Annotated in this window: 21 protein-coding genes and 1 pseudogene; 3 read left to right on the top strand and 19 right to left on the bottom strand. The window is 31.6% G+C overall.

The genetic code is table 11. The features are described 5' to 3' along the window. Window positions 1-59: 59 nt before the first annotated feature. On the top strand, window positions 60-983 hold the full coding sequence (locus A6A20_RS11625; protein ID WP_279573577.1) for an aminoimidazole riboside kinase: 924 nt from the start codon (window positions 60-62) through the stop codon (window positions 981-983). A 17-nt stretch (window positions 984-1,000) separates the two neighbouring features. After that, on the top strand, window positions 1,001-2,464 hold the full coding sequence (locus A6A20_RS11620) for a glycoside hydrolase family 32 protein (protein ID WP_279573576.1): 1,464 nt from the start codon (window positions 1,001-1,003) through the stop codon (window positions 2,462-2,464). Window positions 2,465-2,889: 425 nt separating this feature from the next. Here the strand turns inward: A6A20_RS11620 and A6A20_RS11615 are convergent. Beyond that, window positions 2,890-4,223 (bottom strand): IS3 family transposase gene (locus A6A20_RS11615; protein ID WP_279571979.1). Its coding sequence is split into 2 segments (ribosomal slippage): window positions 2,890-3,767 and window positions 3,767-4,223, totalling 1,335 coding nucleotides; the frame shifts between segments, so codons are not numbered across the junction. A gap of 160 nt (window positions 4,224-4,383) precedes the next feature. On the opposite strand from A6A20_RS11615, the pseudogene A6A20_RS11610 reads away from it, so the two are divergent. Then, window positions 4,384-5,223, top strand: a pseudogene (locus A6A20_RS11610) (IS630 family transposase). Between the two features lie 38 nt (window positions 5,224-5,261). Here the strand turns inward: A6A20_RS11610 and A6A20_RS11600 are convergent. From A6A20_RS11600 to A6A20_RS11520, 18 genes are all read right to left on the bottom strand, one after another. Further along, window positions 5,262-5,768 (bottom strand): Imm15 family immunity protein, encoded by a 507-nt coding sequence (locus A6A20_RS11600; RefSeq protein WP_279573573.1) that lies wholly within the window; start codon window positions 5,766-5,768, stop codon window positions 5,262-5,264. Between the two features lie 11 nt (window positions 5,769-5,779). Further along, a complete protein-coding gene (locus tag A6A20_RS11595; protein WP_279573572.1) occupies window positions 5,780-6,130 on the bottom strand; it encodes a hypothetical protein in 351 nt (116 codons plus the stop codon). Between the two features lie 79 nt (window positions 6,131-6,209). Continuing rightward, a complete protein-coding gene (locus tag A6A20_RS11590; RefSeq protein WP_279573571.1) occupies window positions 6,210-6,815 on the bottom strand; it encodes a hypothetical protein in 606 nt (201 codons plus the stop codon). A gap of 96 nt (window positions 6,816-6,911) precedes the next feature. Continuing rightward, window positions 6,912-7,679, bottom strand: a complete 768-nt coding sequence (locus A6A20_RS11585; RefSeq protein WP_279573570.1) for an SEL1-like repeat protein — start codon at window positions 7,677-7,679, stop codon at window positions 6,912-6,914. A 338-nt stretch (window positions 7,680-8,017) separates the two neighbouring features. Then, a complete protein-coding gene (locus A6A20_RS11580; protein ID WP_279573569.1) occupies window positions 8,018-9,007 on the bottom strand; it encodes a hypothetical protein in 990 nt (329 codons plus the stop codon). Between the two features lie 18 nt (window positions 9,008-9,025). Continuing rightward, window positions 9,026-10,048 (bottom strand): tetratricopeptide repeat protein, encoded by a 1,023-nt coding sequence (locus tag A6A20_RS11575; RefSeq protein ID WP_279573568.1) that lies wholly within the window; start codon window positions 10,046-10,048, stop codon window positions 9,026-9,028. A gap of 123 nt (window positions 10,049-10,171) precedes the next feature. Continuing rightward, window positions 10,172-10,501: a hypothetical protein gene (locus A6A20_RS11570; protein WP_279573567.1), complete on the bottom strand. Its 330-nt coding sequence runs from the start codon at window positions 10,499-10,501 to the stop codon at window positions 10,172-10,174. Between the two features lie 589 nt (window positions 10,502-11,090). Then, complete coding sequence (locus A6A20_RS11565) at window positions 11,091-11,276, bottom strand: hypothetical protein (RefSeq protein WP_279573566.1); 186 nt, start codon at window positions 11,274-11,276, stop codon at window positions 11,091-11,093. A gap of 187 nt (window positions 11,277-11,463) precedes the next feature. Further along, window positions 11,464-11,754 carry an RHS repeat domain-containing protein gene (locus tag A6A20_RS11560; RefSeq protein ID WP_279573565.1) on the bottom strand — a complete coding sequence of 97 codons (291 nt, stop codon included), beginning with the start codon at window positions 11,752-11,754 and terminating at the stop codon, window positions 11,464-11,466. 102 nt (window positions 11,755-11,856) lie between these two features. After that, a complete protein-coding gene (locus tag A6A20_RS11555; RefSeq protein ID WP_279573564.1) occupies window positions 11,857-12,267 on the bottom strand; it encodes an NTF2 fold immunity protein in 411 nt (136 codons plus the stop codon). A gap of 65 nt (window positions 12,268-12,332) precedes the next feature. Next, window positions 12,333-12,413 carry a hypothetical protein gene (locus A6A20_RS12800; protein ID WP_424585450.1) on the bottom strand — a complete coding sequence of 27 codons (81 nt, stop codon included), beginning with the start codon at window positions 12,411-12,413 and terminating at the stop codon, window positions 12,333-12,335. Between the two features lie 32 nt (window positions 12,414-12,445). Beyond that, window positions 12,446-12,793, bottom strand: coding sequence for a hypothetical protein (locus A6A20_RS11550; protein ID WP_279573563.1), 348 nt, complete (start codon window positions 12,791-12,793; stop codon window positions 12,446-12,448). A gap of 179 nt (window positions 12,794-12,972) precedes the next feature. Then, window positions 12,973-13,452, bottom strand: a complete 480-nt coding sequence (locus tag A6A20_RS11545; protein ID WP_279573562.1) for an RHS repeat domain-containing protein — start codon at window positions 13,450-13,452, stop codon at window positions 12,973-12,975. Between the two features lie 65 nt (window positions 13,453-13,517). Continuing rightward, window positions 13,518-13,880: a hypothetical protein gene (locus A6A20_RS11540; RefSeq protein ID WP_279573561.1), complete on the bottom strand. Its 363-nt coding sequence runs from the start codon at window positions 13,878-13,880 to the stop codon at window positions 13,518-13,520. A 389-nt stretch (window positions 13,881-14,269) separates the two neighbouring features. Beyond that, the gene (locus tag A6A20_RS11535) at window positions 14,270-14,674 is read right to left on the bottom strand and encodes an NTF2 fold immunity protein (RefSeq protein WP_279573560.1); all 405 of its coding nucleotides are present in this window, start codon (window positions 14,672-14,674) and stop codon (window positions 14,270-14,272) included. A 224-nt stretch (window positions 14,675-14,898) separates the two neighbouring features. After that, on the bottom strand, window positions 14,899-15,324 hold the full coding sequence (locus tag A6A20_RS11530; RefSeq protein WP_279573559.1) for an NTF2 fold immunity protein: 426 nt from the start codon (window positions 15,322-15,324) through the stop codon (window positions 14,899-14,901). After that, window positions 15,287-17,212 (bottom strand): RHS repeat-associated core domain-containing protein, encoded by a 1,926-nt coding sequence (locus tag A6A20_RS11525; RefSeq protein WP_481584978.1) that lies wholly within the window; start codon window positions 17,210-17,212, stop codon window positions 15,287-15,289. Before A6A20_RS11525 ends, A6A20_RS11530 begins: the two co-directional genes overlap by 38 nt. Before the next feature lie 92 nt (window positions 17,213-17,304). After that, window positions 17,305-17,667 (bottom strand): hypothetical protein, encoded by a 363-nt coding sequence (locus A6A20_RS11520; RefSeq protein ID WP_279573557.1) that lies wholly within the window; start codon window positions 17,665-17,667, stop codon window positions 17,305-17,307. Window positions 17,668-17,673: the final 6 nt, after the last annotated feature.

The raw sequence follows: 17,673 nt of genomic DNA, 5'->3' as shown, positions 1-17,673 counted from the left end.
CGCTCTATCCCCTCTTTCTTCAGAGGGGATTTCACATATTATTAAATAAGGATTGCTTTATGAACAAAATTTGGGTAACTGGCGATGCGGTGGTAGATTTAATTCCTGACGGCGAACAACATTATCTAAAATGTGCTGGTGGCGCACCTGCTAATGTGGCGGTTGGCGTTTCTCGTTTAGGTTGTCAAAGTGCATTTATCGGGCGAGTGGGTAAAGATCCCCTTGGCGAATTTATGCGTAACACCTTAAAAGCAGAAAAGGTCAATACTGAACACCTTATTTTAGATCCACAACAACGCACTTCTACGGTCATAGTGGGATTGGATAATGGCGAACGCAGTTTTACCTTTATGGTCAACCCGAGTGCTGATCAATTTTTACAGGTGGCTGACTTGCCTAACTTCCAAGCCAATGAATGGCTACATTGTTGCTCTATTGCCTTAATTAATAACCCCTCAAGGGAAGCCACTTTTGAGGCAATTCGCCGTATCAAATCCGTAGGCGGTTTTTTCTCTTTTGATCCAAATTTACGCGAAAGTTTATGGTCATCTTTTGAAGAAATGAAAAATGTGGTTAATCAAGCCATTGCTTTAGCCGATGTAATTAAACTTTCAGAAGAAGAACTCACGTTATTAACCGATACCGATAATTTACAAGAGGGATTTAACAAAATCATAGCCTTACACCCTGAGAAATTAATCATTATTACCCTTGGCAAAGAAGGGGCATTATACCATATTAATGGGCAACAAAATACGATCAAAGGCAAAGCCATTCAACCTATTGATACCACTGGTGCAGGCGATGCTTTCGTGGGGGGATTATTAGCAGGACTTTCCCAGCATCAAGATTGGCAAAAAATGGACACCTTAGAAAAAATTATTCGCCAAGCCAATGCCTGTGGTGCTTTAGCCACCACCGCTAAAGGGGCTATGTCCGCCTTGCCAAATCAACAGCAACTTGCTACCTACTTGGCACAATAAAGAGGCGAGGGAAATTTATGCAACATATCTTTAATCAAGGCAAATATCGCAGTATCTTATCCGCTCAAGCTGAAGAATTAGCCCAACTAAAAAGTGCGGTGGATTCTGACCAAAATTTTCGTCCCCATTATCATATTACCCCGCCCACAGGATTGCTCAACGATCCTAATGGGCTAATTTTTGACGGCAAGCACTATCATATTTTTTACCAATGGTTTCCCTTTGATGCCTTACATGGTATGAAACATTGGCAACATTTAATTACTGCCGATTTGTTACATTACCAACAAGGGGAAACCCTAATCCCAGATCAACTGTTTGAATCCCATGGTTGCTATTCTGGCGGCGCATTACCCCTTGATGAACAACATTTTGCGGTGTTTTATACCGGCAATACTAGACGAGCGAGCGATAATCAGCGTATTCCATTCCAAAATCTTGCGATTTTCCATAAAAATGGCACATTGATCCGTAAACGTGCATTAATTGAGCAAGCCCCTAAAGGCTATACCGAACACGTCAGAGATCCTAAACCTTACTATACGGAACAAGGCAAAATCCGTTTTATTTGTGGCGCACAACGGCAAGATCTCTCAGGAACTGCCCTTATCTATGAAATGGATAACATTGAGGATAGCCCACGTTTATTAGGCGAGCTTTCAGTGCCTGAGTTTAATAATCAACAGGTGTTTATGTGGGAATGTCCTGATCTGTTCAAACTGGCTGGACAAGATATTTTTATTTGGTCACCACAAGGCAAAGCACGTGAACACAGTCAATATCAAAACAATTACCACGCCGTCTATGCCATTGGTAAACAGCAAGATCTGCATTTTCATGCTGAACATATTGCTGAACTCGATCAAGGTTTTGATTTTTATGCCCCACAAACCTTTGCAGGTTTAGACAATTCCTCGCAAACCATTATGCTCGGCTGGGTAGGGTTACCTGATTTAACCTACCCTACGGATAAATTTAAATGGCATTCCATGCTTTCGCTACCAAGAGCCATTTCACTGCAACAAGGAAAATTAATCCAACGCCCTGTTGCCCAAATTTATCAAACATTACACCAAAAGCAACACTTAACCTTAACTGCTGGACAACATAACATTGATCAATTAGATCGCGCCTATCTCAACCTAAAATTGGACAATCAACCCTTTAAGATAAAATTATTCAACAACAGCGAACAACAACATTTAATCCTAAGCTATGCACAGGGAATGTTATGCCTAGATCGTAGCCATACGGAGCAAACAGAACTAATGCGACAATTTGGTAGCCAGCGTTATTGTCAAGTGAATAAACTTGAACAAATTGAGCTGTTTTTTGATCAATCTGTTTTGGAAATTTTTATTAATCAAGGGGAAAAAGTAATGACCTCTCGTTTCTTTATCGCCGATAGACAACCAGTGATAGAAAGCGATATCCCCCTCAATATTGAACTGGCGTATCCGCAGGCGATTGAAAATAAATAAAAAAGTACCGCACTTGTTGTTTTTTTAGTATAAAGTGCGGTGGGTTTTGGTATTTTTTTGCTTTTCTTTCTCCGACTTTGCCAACGGGTTTCGCCCGTTGGGCGACTTACTTTCTTTGCTTGCACAAAGAAAGTAAGCAAAGAAATGCCCCCCCTAGAAAAATTCTGATCCTGTGTTTCAACTTGAACCATCACGCCACATTTCTGAACTCGCCTTGCTTTGCAAGGCTCAAACAGCAGAAATGTGTCTATGGTTCTAAGTTTTACACAGGGAATTTTTAAGGGGGAAAGATCGGAAGTATCTATACCTTGAGGAAAAAATTAAAAAACTAACCGCACTTTATTAATACAAAACAAATAAAAAGAATAACGCTCCCTTATCCCCCTTAAAAAGCCCCAGGCTGATCTGACCCCAAAAACTTAGACTTACCTCATCAATGACTGAACCCTATACGCCACCGGGCTCAATCCGTTTAATTTAGCTTGAATACGTTTATTGTTGTAATATGCAATATATTCATGCAACGCCGTTTCCAGTTGCTCAAAACGCTCAAAAACCTTACCAAAATAACATTCCGTTTTTAACCGCCCGAAAAAACTTTCCATCGCACTATTATCAAGGCAATTGCCTTTCCGAGACATACTCTGGCGGATACCCTTTTCTTGCAATAATCGCTGATAACCTATCATCTGATATTGCCAACCCTGATCGGAATGCAGTATCGGCTTGCTTCCATCAAGTTTGGCAATAGCTTGCCCCATCATTCGCCTAATTTGCTCAAAATTCGCACTGCGAGAAATATCATAAGCAATAATTTCCCCATTAAATAAATCCTTTATGGGTGATAAATATAGCTTGCCCTCTTTACACTTAAATTCGCTCACATCGGTTACCCATTTCTCATTAGGGGCTTTCGCCTGAAAATCTTGTTGCAAAAGATTGTCCGCAATATCGCCCACCTTTCCGCGATAAGAGCGGTATTTTTGCTGAACACATTTCCCTTTTAAGCCTAACTGCTGCATAATCGCTTGCACTTTTTTATGATTAATCATCATAGACTTACGCAATTCAGCACAAACACGCCGATAGCCATAATTTCCCTGATTTTCCTCGTAAATTTCCAGAATTTTCTCGGTGATTTCCGCATTTTTCTCGCTTTTTGGCGGCAAATGGTAAAAGAATGTACTCCGTTTCAATCCTGTCAAGGTCAGCAAGATTTCTAAAGGAAAATGTTGGCGTAATGCCTTAACTATTTCGGCTTTTTCCGGATTTTTTGCTGGCTTAACTCTTGCCACTTTTTTAGAATGGCGACCTCCGCCTCAAGCTCTAAAATACGATAACGCAAGCGTTCTTCTTCGGTTTTCGGTGGCGGTGGCATTTGGGGGTATTTGGTTTTCATTTTGCTTGAACCTTGAGGTTTTTTCGACAATAGCCCGTTTATACCTTGTTCTAAATAATTTTTCAACCATTGGCTGATAAGCCCTGTATTAGACAAACCAAAGTCAACCATCGCTTGCTCGGCGGTACAATCTCCACGCAGAATGGGTTCAAGTACCTGAAGTTTAAATTCAGGAGAATAAACCTGTCGGGTCTGCCGCACTTTTAATCCCTCTTTTCCAGCATAATTAAATAAGCGGAGCCAGCATCTTACTACCTTTTTCGCGAGGTTAAAATGGCGACAAGTGTGGGCAAGTTCGTTGTTATGCTGAAAATAGAAATCAATCACTTGTTGTTTAAAGTCTTGGCTATATTTTGTCATAAAAAATCTGCTCCTTAATCTGTTGGTTAGTTAGTCCAACTTTTGGGGGGCAGATCAGGCTAAACTTAGAACGATAGAATAATTTTGGCTGTTTGAGCGTAGCGAGTTCCAAAATTATTCGTATATAGTAAAATCCAATTAAATACGCTACAATATTCACATGGCATACTCAAAAGACTACCGACAAATGATATTAGCCAAACTCAAAGGTGGCGCAAGCTTTCGAGAATTGGCACAAGCGTTTCAGCTCAGTACTAACACCATCCAGAGATGGAAGAAAAACCCTGAACGAAAGAAACGTATTGTTAAACCTTATAAGATTGATAATGACCTCCTCAAAGCCGATGTTGAAGCTTATCCCGATGACTATCAATGGCAGCGGGCACAGCGTTTAGGTTGTCGCCAAAACGCCATTTGTACAGCTTTGAAAAGGCTAGGAATAACGCGTAAAAAAAAGACATTAGCGCATTCTCAAGCAGATACTGAAAAACGAAAGTCTTTTCTTAATGCGCTAAAAGCATTTAAAAAAGCGGGAAGAAAAATCATTTATTTAGATGAGAGCGGTTTTAAAATGCATGACAACAGACCGTATGGGTATGCTCAAAGAGGTAAGCCTTGTTTTAGCCAATCCAACTGGCAACTTAAAAACCAGAGCAATGCCATCGGTGCTGTGCTTAATCAACAGCTGTTTGCTGTGGGGTTGTATGATTGCAGTATTAATAGCGATGTTTTTCATGGTTGGGTCCAGCAGTGATTACTTCCGCAACTTCCTGATAACAGTGTTATTGTGATGGATAATGCCGCTTTTCATAAAGGTTCAGACACAAAAGCATTAATAGAAGCCGCGGGGCACACCATTCTCTGGCTCCCACCTTACAGTCCTGACCTTAATCCAATTGAACGTACTTGGGCTTGGATAAAGCAAAAACGTAAAGAATGTCGGTTAAATTGCATCGACCGTCTATTCTTTTATTTTATGTGGTTTCGTGGCGATTTTTAATGGGTTTTACTATAAATTATCTAAAACTATAAAAATTATCAATTAAAATCTAAATCTGAATTATAAACAATATATATTCTAGTTAACTCTTCATGACAATATTTATCAAACCACTTACTTTCAAAAACACTAACTGAGTTTAAAATACCTAAATTCTCTAATGCATTCTTAATAACAAGATTTTTAGTAAGATCTAATTTTGGATAATTTAAAATATCTTTAAATAAGTATTTTTTCCTTGTAACCATAAAACTTGGATAAAATATTTCTTCAAATGGATCATAAGTAATACAAATAAAAAATTTGTTATATTCTTCTTCTGATAAAATATTTTTAGCATAAATTTTTGTTGTATTTATATGAGATATTGCCAAATTTAATAAAAACTCTTCAAGATATTTATCTTTAATTATTTTACGAATACTATTTATATCATCATAAAAATTATATAATGGTGGTTCTTCAAATGTTTCATAATCGAATAAAAGCTCTTCAACTTGAATACTATCGTTATTAAAAATTTCACTAATTTTTTTATTCAACATAATTATATCCTTTATACTATTTTTTTATTTACCATTATTTTTAAATATGAAATTAACTTAGGAAATAGAATATACCATTGAATATAGAAAGAAATAGTAGAAACAATAGCAATCATAATAACATCAATTATATTTTTTATTTCTAAACTTAAATTTATATCGATGAAATCAATTAAAATAGAATAAAGTATTATCATAATAGACCCTAAAGGAAAACTAAGATAAAATAAAGCTGAAAAATAAAACAAATGAGCTTCCCATTTCAAAAAATCACTATTAGCAGAGTTTACCTTAAATATTAAATCAAATATTAAAATTACGATTAAAACAAGCCATATAATCATTAACTTTATTTTTATCATATATTACTCTCTTATCTATAAAATTAAAAATAAATTATACTTATATGGGCTATAAATATAACCTAGTGAACTTATAAAGCTATTTAATAAACTTAATTATTCTAGAGTATGTGTTTATATCTACATAAAGCTTTGTTGGATACCAATAATCATTTTCATTATAATCATAATCTAATTTATTATTAATATCACATATTTCATAACATTCCTCTCTAGAGTTTAAAAGTTCAAAACAATTAACATTAAACTTAGAATTATCTTTTTTTAATATATATCTACCATTATTATTTAAAAGATATATAGGATAACGTCCATCAGTAAAAGCCGAACCAATAGAACATCTAGGATTCCAACCAACAAAAACTAAATTATTCATAACATCATTATATATACTTTTCAAATAGAACTTATTATTAGTACCAATACTTGAGTTTATATCAACAGCTGTAAATATAGAGTAATATCCACAGTATTTTAATTTATCAAAAAAAGAAATATTTTTTATATATAAATAATCCGTAGCATAACAGTCATTACTATATTCTGTTGAGACTGTTTCTTTTATATAGGATAGGTACTTAGAATCATCCCAAATGATTGGTTTCCATAACTCAGGAATAATTAAACATTTATTATCTAATAAATAATAATCATTAAATACTTCTAAATATTCAACTTTAAACACTAAATATTCTCCATAATGTATCTAATTTATTAGATTCTACTAAAATATTTAAATTATGCCTAAACTTTGATATTTTTTCTATCTAATAAATTAGATTTATAAATCTAATCCATTTTCTTTAGCTTTTTCTAACCAATATTTAGCTTCTTCGAGATCTTTAGGAATTTCTTCATATCCTCTAGAATAAATTTGATACAATGCATACATTGAAAATGCGATATTATGACTATTAGCAGCATCTAAATATAAGTTTAATGCTCTCAGCCTATCTGGTTCTATTCCTTGACCATTAAATAACATATTAGCTAAATTATTCTTAGCCATTCCATGATCTAAATCGCTCGCTATACTATATAATTCTAAAGCTTTGAAATAATTTTTCTCTATAGATTTAGAACCATTTTTATAAATAGTTGCTAAAATAAAAAAAGCTTCTGGATATTTTTTATCCATAGCTTTATTTAACCAATATAAAGCTTTTTCTGCATTTGGTTTTGTTCCTATCCCTTCAGAAAATAAAAAACCTAAATTAGTTTCTGCAACTTCACTATCTAATTCTGCTGCTTTTTTAGTCCATACAAATGCTTCTACATTATATCCCAAATGTTTATAAACACCTCCCAAATTGGTCATAGCTACAATTCTCATTTCTAGATTATCTGAGTTTGTAGCATCTAATAGCAATTCTATAGTTTTATTTGGGGATTTTTTACTATTAATTTTTTCAAAAAATAACATAGCTAAATTTATCTTAGCAATATCTAAATTTCCTTTTTCTATAGCTTCTTGATAGTAATAAATGCTTTTATTTATATCAATAGGTACTCCTATTCCATATTGATAATAATCTCCTAAATTATTCAATGCTAAAACCTAGCCTTGTTCTGCAGCTTCTTGTGATAATAAAAATGCGGTATGATAATCTTTCTCTACAATAACCCCTTTTTCATAAAATATAGAGAGTAATACTTTAGATTTTTACTTATAGCTAAAGAAGATAAACAAAAGGATAAAATATTATTTTTTTCATAATAATCAACAGCCAAATCGTATAAATAATCGCCACCTATTATTAAACTGGGATTATATTTCTCAACTATATTAATACCATCATTGTTTGAAGTTATATTCGCATTAAAAATAGTTGATATTAATAATATCAATATAAAACAATATCTCATATATATTCCTACAGAATCATCTTAATTTTCATTAATAAAATCATCTATAATAAAAATCAAATTCTTAATATTATTTCTATAATATTGAGAAAATGATTGATATGAATAATAAATAATAATATATTTAAACCAATTAAATAATTTTGTTATATCTTTTTTATCTAGAATATCTAATAACTTAAATATATTATTACCATATGTTATATGAAATATAAACTCTCCCATAAAAAAATCAATAGTGTTGTTATAATTATGAAACCATTCATATTGCAATTTTGGTAAAATATAGGACCATCCATTCCAACTTATATAAAAAGATCCTCCTGAGAATTTTGAAAAATCAATTTTACTTCCTTCTGTTAAAGAATTTAGATAATTATATTCAGCTATTCCTAGAGGATATTTATCTTCAACATATTTTCTATTGAATTGCAAAAAGTCAATTGGAAATTTTTTATTGCTCAACCAAAAATTAAGATCATTATCTTTCAAATCAATATTCTTGATTATATTTGTTATTGCTTTATCACAATAAATAGCAAAGTCTCTATTATAATCATAAATTAAAATATACTCTAACCACTCTTTAAATCTTTTTAGATTATCTAAATCAAATAACTTTAAGAGCTCAGAAAATTCAAGTTTATTTTCAAAAACAGAGAAGAATGTTTCTAAAAAACTATTAATATCATCATTAAAATTATTTAACCATTCTCTCTGAGCAATAGGTAATAAATAAAACCATCCTTCAATACTTATATAAATAAATACACCTGGTGAAGATAATAATGAGAAATTTATTTTATCATTTTTACTAAGTTGAGACATATAATCATATTCTTTTATATCCTCAGGATGTCGAGATATAACGTATTCTCTATTATATTTCACTATACTATCTGGAAATTTTTGTAAATTAAGTAATTTAAATTTTATATATTTCATCTTCTGGTTATATAACTCCTTTGCCCTACTAAAAATTCCCCAATTATTTCCTGTTTCATTAAACATTATCTTTAAACTAGGCATTTATAAATTCAGCCCATTTTCCTTAGCTTTTTCTAACCAATATTTAGCTTTTTCGGGGTCTTTAGAAATATTTTTTGTACCTTCTTTATAGAGTTCTGATAATGTATACATTGCATAAGGATTATTACTCTCATTCGCTGCTTTTAAATACCACTTTAAGGCTTCTTTTTCATCTTTTTTAACAAATCGTCCATTTAAAAACCAATTACCTAAATTATTCTGAGCATTTCCATTACCTAACTCTGCCGCTTTTTGATAATAGGAAAATGCTTTGCTATCATCTTTTCCTAATATACTCTGCTCAGAATACAAGCTGCCTAAGATAAAATAAGCCTGAGGATCTGACTGTTTCACTGCTTTATTTAACCAATATAAGGCTTTCTCTTTATTTGGTTCTACTCCTATACCTTTAGCATAAGAAAATCCTAAATTAGTTTGAGCTAAAGAGTTGTCCATTTTGGCTGCTTTATCAAACCAATAAAATGCTTCTTTATTATTATTTAAATGTTTATAAAAAGTACCTAAATTATTCATTGCTAATGTATCATCTTGCTCGGCAGCTCTTTTAGTAATTTCAAAAGCTTTGCTAATATTTACATCTGTACCTATACCATAAAAATATGCATGCCCTAAATTTACTAAAGCTGTACTTGGCGCTCCTTTTTCAACAGCTAAAAAATAATATTCAAATCCTTTTTTTAAATCCTTTGGTGTACCAATTCCTTGTTGATAATATTTTCCTAAATTATTCAATGCCATTGTATATCCTTGCTCGGCTAACTCTTTTATATATTTAAAAGCTCTCTCCTTATCTTGTTGTACACCTATTCCTTTTTCATAGAAAAGACTTATATTAAATATAGCTTCAGGTAATTGCTGTTCTGCCGCTTTATTCAACCAATAAAATGCTTGAGAAAAATCTTGTTGTACATTTCTACCATATTGATAACTTAGCCCTAAATTATATTGGCTAATTGAATAGCCTTTCTCTGCACAATGAATCAATAAATCAGTATTATTCATTTGCAAATCATAATCATCACAAATTGTATTATTTTCAATAGAAAATAAAAAGTTATTGAAAAACAATAAATATAGAAATAATATAAAATTTATCATTATTAATTAATCTTAAATTTATAATCACTAATTAAACTTACTTATGTCAAACTTAAAAAATGGATAAATATAAAATTCATAACCTTCTCCACCTTGATTAATAAATTCATTTTTTGATAATAACACCACATCATTACACATATAAAAAACTTTATTATCTACATTGGTAACAATATTGTCATCATTATAATAAATTGTCATTGAATATCCTTTGCCACATCCTTTTTTATAAACTTTCCATGGATAAACTATAAAACCTTTCGCAACTAAATTATCAATATATCTTATCCCTATTACTTTTTCTAACTCAGATATATTTAGACCTATTAAATCACTAGTAATATTTTTATATTTCATATCTAAATCTATTATTAGATATAATAGTATAATAGGAAATATATATAGAATAATAGATTTTTTCATAAACAACTTATTCTAAGTTAATATATCATAACATCATTTAATAAATAATATTTTTATTAAAGTAACAGTCCTCTACCTTATTAAATAAAAAAGTTTTATCATTAAAAAAAGATTTATGAAAAGTACAGGATTTAAAAGTATTATTCCCAAACTGGCTTGAAATTAAAACTGAATTTAAAAACCTACACCGTTGAAAAATTGTATTATCACAAACAACAGTAATAAAAGAACAGTTAAGAAAAATACAATTAGAAAAAATACTCTGTTCAATAAATGCACCTCTAAATGAACAAAATTTAAAAATAGCTCCTATCAAATGCTTATCCCTAATCTCAACTCTATGAAAGTTTAGATTGGACATTATCTTACTATTTAAAGGTTCATTTAATGGATTAATATCAGTTTTTACAGAATTTGACTCAATTTCTTTTAATAAAGCTTCAATATTTTTCATATTAATAATTAAGTAATATTATTAAACTAATAATATAGATATTAAAGGAGTTAATTTTTCTCTATCATCTCATAAATCAAAAAATACTTCAAATTTAATCTCATCTCGATTAATATCAGTATCATAGTAACGAATTATCCTTTCAGCTAAACTATTACTTGTTCCCCAATAATTTGTTAATTCATATCTTTCGATGAGTCCTTTATCTTTTTTAACACTTAAATTATGTTTAACAGCAAGTGCATTAACATTCATTGAAATGATTATTACCTAAGTCAACTAATTTTCCTCCTAAACCATAGACATTTTTTTTGAGTCCTTTAAATTGGGAAGCAATAATATCATAAAGTCTAACCTAATAGCGAATATAAAGCTTAGTTGACGTAATATATATGTTAATATTTTATAGATATATTTTTTCTAAAATAAGAAAGGATTACAATTACATTAAATAGAAGTCTATCCCCCCATTTAAATTTATTACATAACCATAAGGCGTTTCCCCACCCAATAAACCAATCGGGTCAGGACATAAATAGCAAGCAGTTTCAGGATCGTAGTAGCGGAAGCGGTTGTAGGCTAAGCCACTTTCTGAGTCATAATATTGTCCTGCAAAAAGCAGTTGTGGGTCAAGAGGTTGTATTTTGCTATATTGGCTAAAAGTTAAGCCCCATAACGATTGAGTTTCGGCTTGCCATTGTAGTTTGCCGGTAGGGTCAAGTAAGCCTAGCACTTTGCCGTTGGGTTGAACAACTGCAAAGCTGGTAGAGTTAACCCATTTATTATTTTAAAGAACAAATCTATTAATAATAGCTTACTTTTAATATAAGTTAATTTATAACCCTACTCTTTCCCATTTATTATCTGGATATGAAAACCTTTCTTTTCTATCTATCTTAAATTGTTTATCTCTATTTTTTACTACAAAAATTCTGTATAAATTCTCAAATTTATTGGTTTGTTGTATATAAACAATAAATTTATTTTTCTCTTTTTCAATCTTTTTTATAATATTATGCTTAAGGTCATAATTGGGTGGGTTGCCAGCTGATAGCGCATTAGGACGACCATATTTTCTATCTTTTTTAGTACAATATTTATCAAATATATCCTTTATTTCTATAGCCAGCTTTGGAGCAGAGCTATTGCGGCAAAATTTCTTTTCCCATTTATTCATCATATTAGTAAACTCAATAATAATCTTTCTTACTTGTAGTTCATCATTAATTGTTAAATGTTCGCTCATTAATTTTCCTTATTGGATAAATACAATTCAATATTTATTAGTGTAATATGATTTGTTTTTGTAAGTTATATTGTATCTAAAATCCATTTTTCATCATATAAAGATAACCATTCTTTTTTGGATATAAACCATTTATTTTTATATATTAGTGTATATCTATATTTATTTTTAGATGAGTTTATTTGTATTCGTCTTCTTCTGCTTTAGCTAAAAAATAGTCTTGTAAACATCCCTGAATATCTTCATTATTATATTTTAATATATATTCACCATCAGCATCCTTTATAAATGTTGTACCATCTATAGCTCCTAATATAGTAGAAGCGGTATCAATGATAACGGTCTTTAAAAAATTAAAAAAAACTTCTTTTTGTTCATTATTAAGATTCAATAATATATTTACTATAGAATTGCAAGTATCATTAGGATTTATATTTTCAGCATTTGATAGGCTATTTATATAATATTTTAAATTAAAATTAATTAATTCGTTATAGATAGCTTCACTAACATCTTTATCCAACATAGTAACTCCTTATTTATTCATTTCTGGATACATAGATTTATTTAATTTTATTATTTCTCTAATTTTTGATTTTGGAATTTCTGGGTATACTCTTTTTAATTCTTTTATATCTCTAGCAAGAAGTTCTCTAGCTGATTTAATTTTTTGCCCAGTTTTAGGATTAATATTACTTCTAGATACTACTCCAATATTAAGTTTAGAAACAGTATGACCTTCTTTAGGTACAAGAATAGCAGGCCCCGTATTAGGTCATAATTTTTAACCAGTTTTTTCATTAGTGCTTTTTGACCGATATGATGAGCATCTAATTCTAATCTATGATTTTTTACAGAACTTCTAAGTTGTTGATATGATCCAACATCCCATTTTTTTCCTTTACACCCTGCCAACCCAAACCAATCCACCCAATCCAACGGATTAGCCACATAACTATAAGGCGTTTCTCCATCCAATAAACCAATGGGGTCAGAACATAAATAGCAAGCTGTTTCAGGATCGTAGTAGCGAAAACGGTTGTAGGCTAAGCCACTTTCTGGGTCATAGTATTGTCCAGCAAAAAGCAGTTGTGGGTCAAGAGGTTGTGTTTTGCTATATTGGCTAAAGGTTAAGCCCCATAACGATTGGGCTTCGGCTTGCCATTGTAGTTTGCCGGCTATCAAAAAACGGCGAGACTTTTCAGTAGCCGTTTATATTTAGCTTATTTTATTTTTAAAGAACAAATTTATTAATACTTATTTTCTAATGAATTAAAAATATCATGTAAATATTCTTGTTCTGGATCATTCAATAGAACTTTTATTTTTTCTTTAATATAAAATAGTTCAAGGTGCCCATGCTCATTATCAAAAGTTCTTACATCATCTATGATACAAAACAAACCAAACAGAGCTGTATCAGCAGTGTAAGATATAATTTTTTTTATCATTTCTTTGCTATTTTCATCTTGAGATTTGAAGAAATTAGACATTTCTACCAGATATTGTGCTGGTCTTCTGCCTGGTGGGTCATCTAATAAATCAATGACATCATCACAAGTCCCTTGTCCGATTAGTTCTTTTAATATTTCTACAAATTCTAATTGTGTCATTATATATCCTTTTGTTAGTAATAATCTATTCTATATATATTTTTGATTGTAAATAAGGTTTCCATAGATGAGTTATTATCCAATTATCCTTATTTAAGAATAAAGATTTTGCTATTAATTCAAAATCATCAGATAAATAAGAAGCAATTTCTTCATTACCAGTTTTCAAGTATACATTTTTAAATGATATCTCTCTAATTTCATTTATTAACTTTATCATCTAGTCTAACATCATTAAGAATAGAGTATTCATTTAACCATTTTTCTTCAAATGTATGGCTATCTCTAATATCCCAAAAATCATTTTCAATGATTTCTTTTAATTTATATAAACCATTTATTATCATAATTATTTTATATCTATTTATATAGGTAATCTAATTCAATAGTTATAATATAGATTTTTCCCAAGTAACTCCATCGTCATAACTAACTTCTCTTTTATCTATAAGCCATTTTTTATTTTTATATTGCAAAGTATATCTATAATTTAAATTTCCTAATATTGTGAGTTTAGTATATATTGAACATTTTTTATCTGCCTCATCTATTTTATATATATATTGATCATTCATATTATATTTAGATGGCCAACCATAGCTGATATTATTTGGTTTTCCATATTTTCTTTTTTTAGGGGGGCAGTATTTTTCAAATATTTTTACTAAAATTTCTCTTGCATTATTTTCATTTTCAATATTTATTGTTTCATTAGAAATCATAGAGGATTCCCATTCATACATGCTATTCATAAAATTTAAAAATATTTCTTTTGGAGATTCAGAATTATTCATATATTTCCCTAGTTATTGAAAATTTTGTAAGTAATTTTATTTCCTTTGTTGTAGACTTCATAAATAATCTTATTGAAAGGTCCATTTTAGATTTAAGTCGTTGTATTTGCTTAACAAGTGTTTTATTTCAGCTTCAAATTCTCTATAATCTCCCCGATTAATATGCGGAGATTGTGGGAATCAATAAATCTATTAATAATAGCTTACTTTTAATATAAGTTAATTTATAACCCTACTCTTTCCCATTTATTATCTGGAGATGAAAACCTTTCTTTTCTATCTATTTTGAATTGCTTATCTCTATTTTTTACTACAAAAATTCGGTATAACTGCTTAAATCTATTGGTTTGTTGTATATAAACAATAAATTTATTTTTTTCTTTTTCAATTTTTTCTATTATATTATGTTTAACATCATACTCAGGTGGATCTCCTGCTGAGAGTGCATTAGGACGACCATATTTTCTGTCTTTTTTAGTACAATATTTATCAAATATATCCTTTATTTCTATAGCCAGCTTTGGATCGGAGCTATTGCGACAAAATTTCTTTTCCCATTTATTCATCACATTAGTAAATTCAATAATAATGTTTTTTACTTGTTGTTCATCATTAGTTGTGGAATGTTTGTTGAGCGATTCTTTTTCCATTTTTAAATACCTCATAAAAAATTTCTGACGGTCTTGTTGAATTACCTTGATACTTAAATTGCCATTTTAGATCTAAATTTCCTTTATTTCCTCGAAGATGCTCTAAAATTAATTTTTCAAATTCTCTATACTCTCCCCGATTAATATGCGGAGATTGTGGGAATATATTTCCTTTTCCTCCTTTTCCACCTAAGATTTTCGCTAGAATATGTCCCGCATCATCGGTTGGATGACCAAGAGAACGAGCATAATCTCTAGCCGCTTTATTAACCGAAGTACCTGTACCTATCATTGATTTATCAATTGTTGCTTTAGCTTGTGTTATTCTTCCTAAGCTATCTTTTTTTACCGTTGGACAAATAGCTAATCCAAAAAAGTCTAACCAATCCAACGGATTAGCCACATAACTATAAGGCGTTTCCCCACCCAATAAACCAATTGGGTCAGAACATAAATAGCAAGCAGTTTCAGGATCGTAGTAGCGGAAGCGGTTGTAGGCTAAGCCACTTTCTGGGTCATAATATTGTCCAGCAAACAGCAGTTGTGGGTCAAGAGGTTGTGTTTTGCTGTATTGGCTAAAGGTTAAGCCCCATAACGATTGGGCTTCGGCTTGCCATTGTAGTTTGCCGGTAGGGTCGAGTAAACCTAGCACTTTGCCATTAGGTTGAACAACCGCAAAGCTGGTAGAGTTAACCCATTTGGTGAGATTGCCCTCAAGGCTTTGGCTGGTTTGCTGGTAATAATCTTGTTGAGCAACTAATTGCCATTGATAGAAAACGGAATGGCGTTGGCTAATCAGTTGATCTTGTTTAAACTGTTGGCTAAAAGCAAGCTCATCGCCGTCCCAAAGGTATTCGGTGCGTAAACCTTTTGCCGGACATTCCTTGCTAATGCGTCTGCCGAGATTATCATATTTATAAAACCACGTCTCGCCAGCAGCGTTAGTTAGGCTAATAAGTTGATTATTGCCATTCCAGCGATAACGTATTTCCTGTTGGCGAAAGCCTTGCCGTTGCTTGGTTTTGCTAATTAACCGCCCAGCTTTGTCATAGCGATAATACTGATTATTGAGCCGATAAAGCTGGTTGCCAGCTTGATAAATATCTGCGTGCGACACCATTTGCCGTTGCTGGGCAAAAGCAGGGTGCTGTTGGTCTAGGATTAAACCATAGCTTTCTTGCCCCACTTGTCGCTGAGTGAGATAGCCTTGGCTATCATAATGGTAGGCTTCTCGTGGCTGTTGATTATCATAAACCTCAGTGATTTGATAATTTTTATTCAGTTTAAACTGCAAATCCGCCTGTTTATCACGACAAGCCAGAGTATTTAACGCCTTATCATAGCCATAAGTGCGGTCAATTTCAGCAAAACTTGGGGCAGGAATGCCTGTTGCGCGCAGTTCTTGACTGTCAAAAAAACGGCGAGGCTCATAACCAGCACGCTGTGTAAGCAAGCAATCCATTTCATCATAATGCTGATTAAGGATAAAACCTTGGGGTGAGGTGCGTTGAATTTCATTGCCGTTGGCATCGTAATGGAATTGCAACCTTTGCTGTTCGGGTAAATCAAGGGCGATGAGCTCGCCTAACGTATTATAATGAAAATGGCTAACAATGGGGTTATCTTGTCCTTTAAGCCATAATTGGCGGGTCATTATCCGCTTTTCATCGTCATAAGTGCGGTGGATTTCGCCAAAATTTTGCGTTTCTTTGATAACGCGGTCTTGCACATCGTAGCAAAAGGTTTGTTGGCTATAAATGGATTGAATGGCAGTGATTCGCCCAACGGCATCATATTGATAACGGTAGTTATCATCGCTTGTCATCAGTTGTATCAACTGCCCACAGGCATCATACTGATAATAGCAATGTTGCTGTTCGCCATTGATTAAATGCTTTATTCGCCCGTTGCTATAAAAACGGCGAGGTTTTTCAGTCGCCGTTTATATTTAGCTTAGTTTATTTTTAAAGAACAAATTTATTAATATTTATTTTCTAATGAATTAAAAATATCATGTAAATATTCTTGTTCTGGATCATTCAATAGAACTTTTGTTTTTTCTTTAATATAAAATAGCTCAAGGTGCCCATGCTCATTATCAAAAGTTCTTACATCATCTATGATACAAAACAAACCAAACAGAGCTGTATCAGCAGTGTAAGATATAATTTTTTTTATCATTTCTTTGCTATTTTCATCTTGAGATTTGAAAAAATTAGACATTTCTACCAGGTGTTGTGCGGGTCTTCTGCCTGGTGGGTCATCTAATAAATCAATGACATCATCACAAGTCCCTTGTCCGATTAGTTCTTTTAATATTTCTACAAATTCTAATTGTGTCATATTGTT

The sequence above is a fragment of the Volucribacter amazonae genome (assembly GCF_029783845.1).
Taxonomy (GTDB): Bacteria; Pseudomonadota; Gammaproteobacteria; order Enterobacterales; family Pasteurellaceae; genus Volucribacter; species Volucribacter amazonae.
Note: the sequence above shows the minus strand (reverse complement) of the source record. Positions and strands in the feature narration are given on the sequence as shown.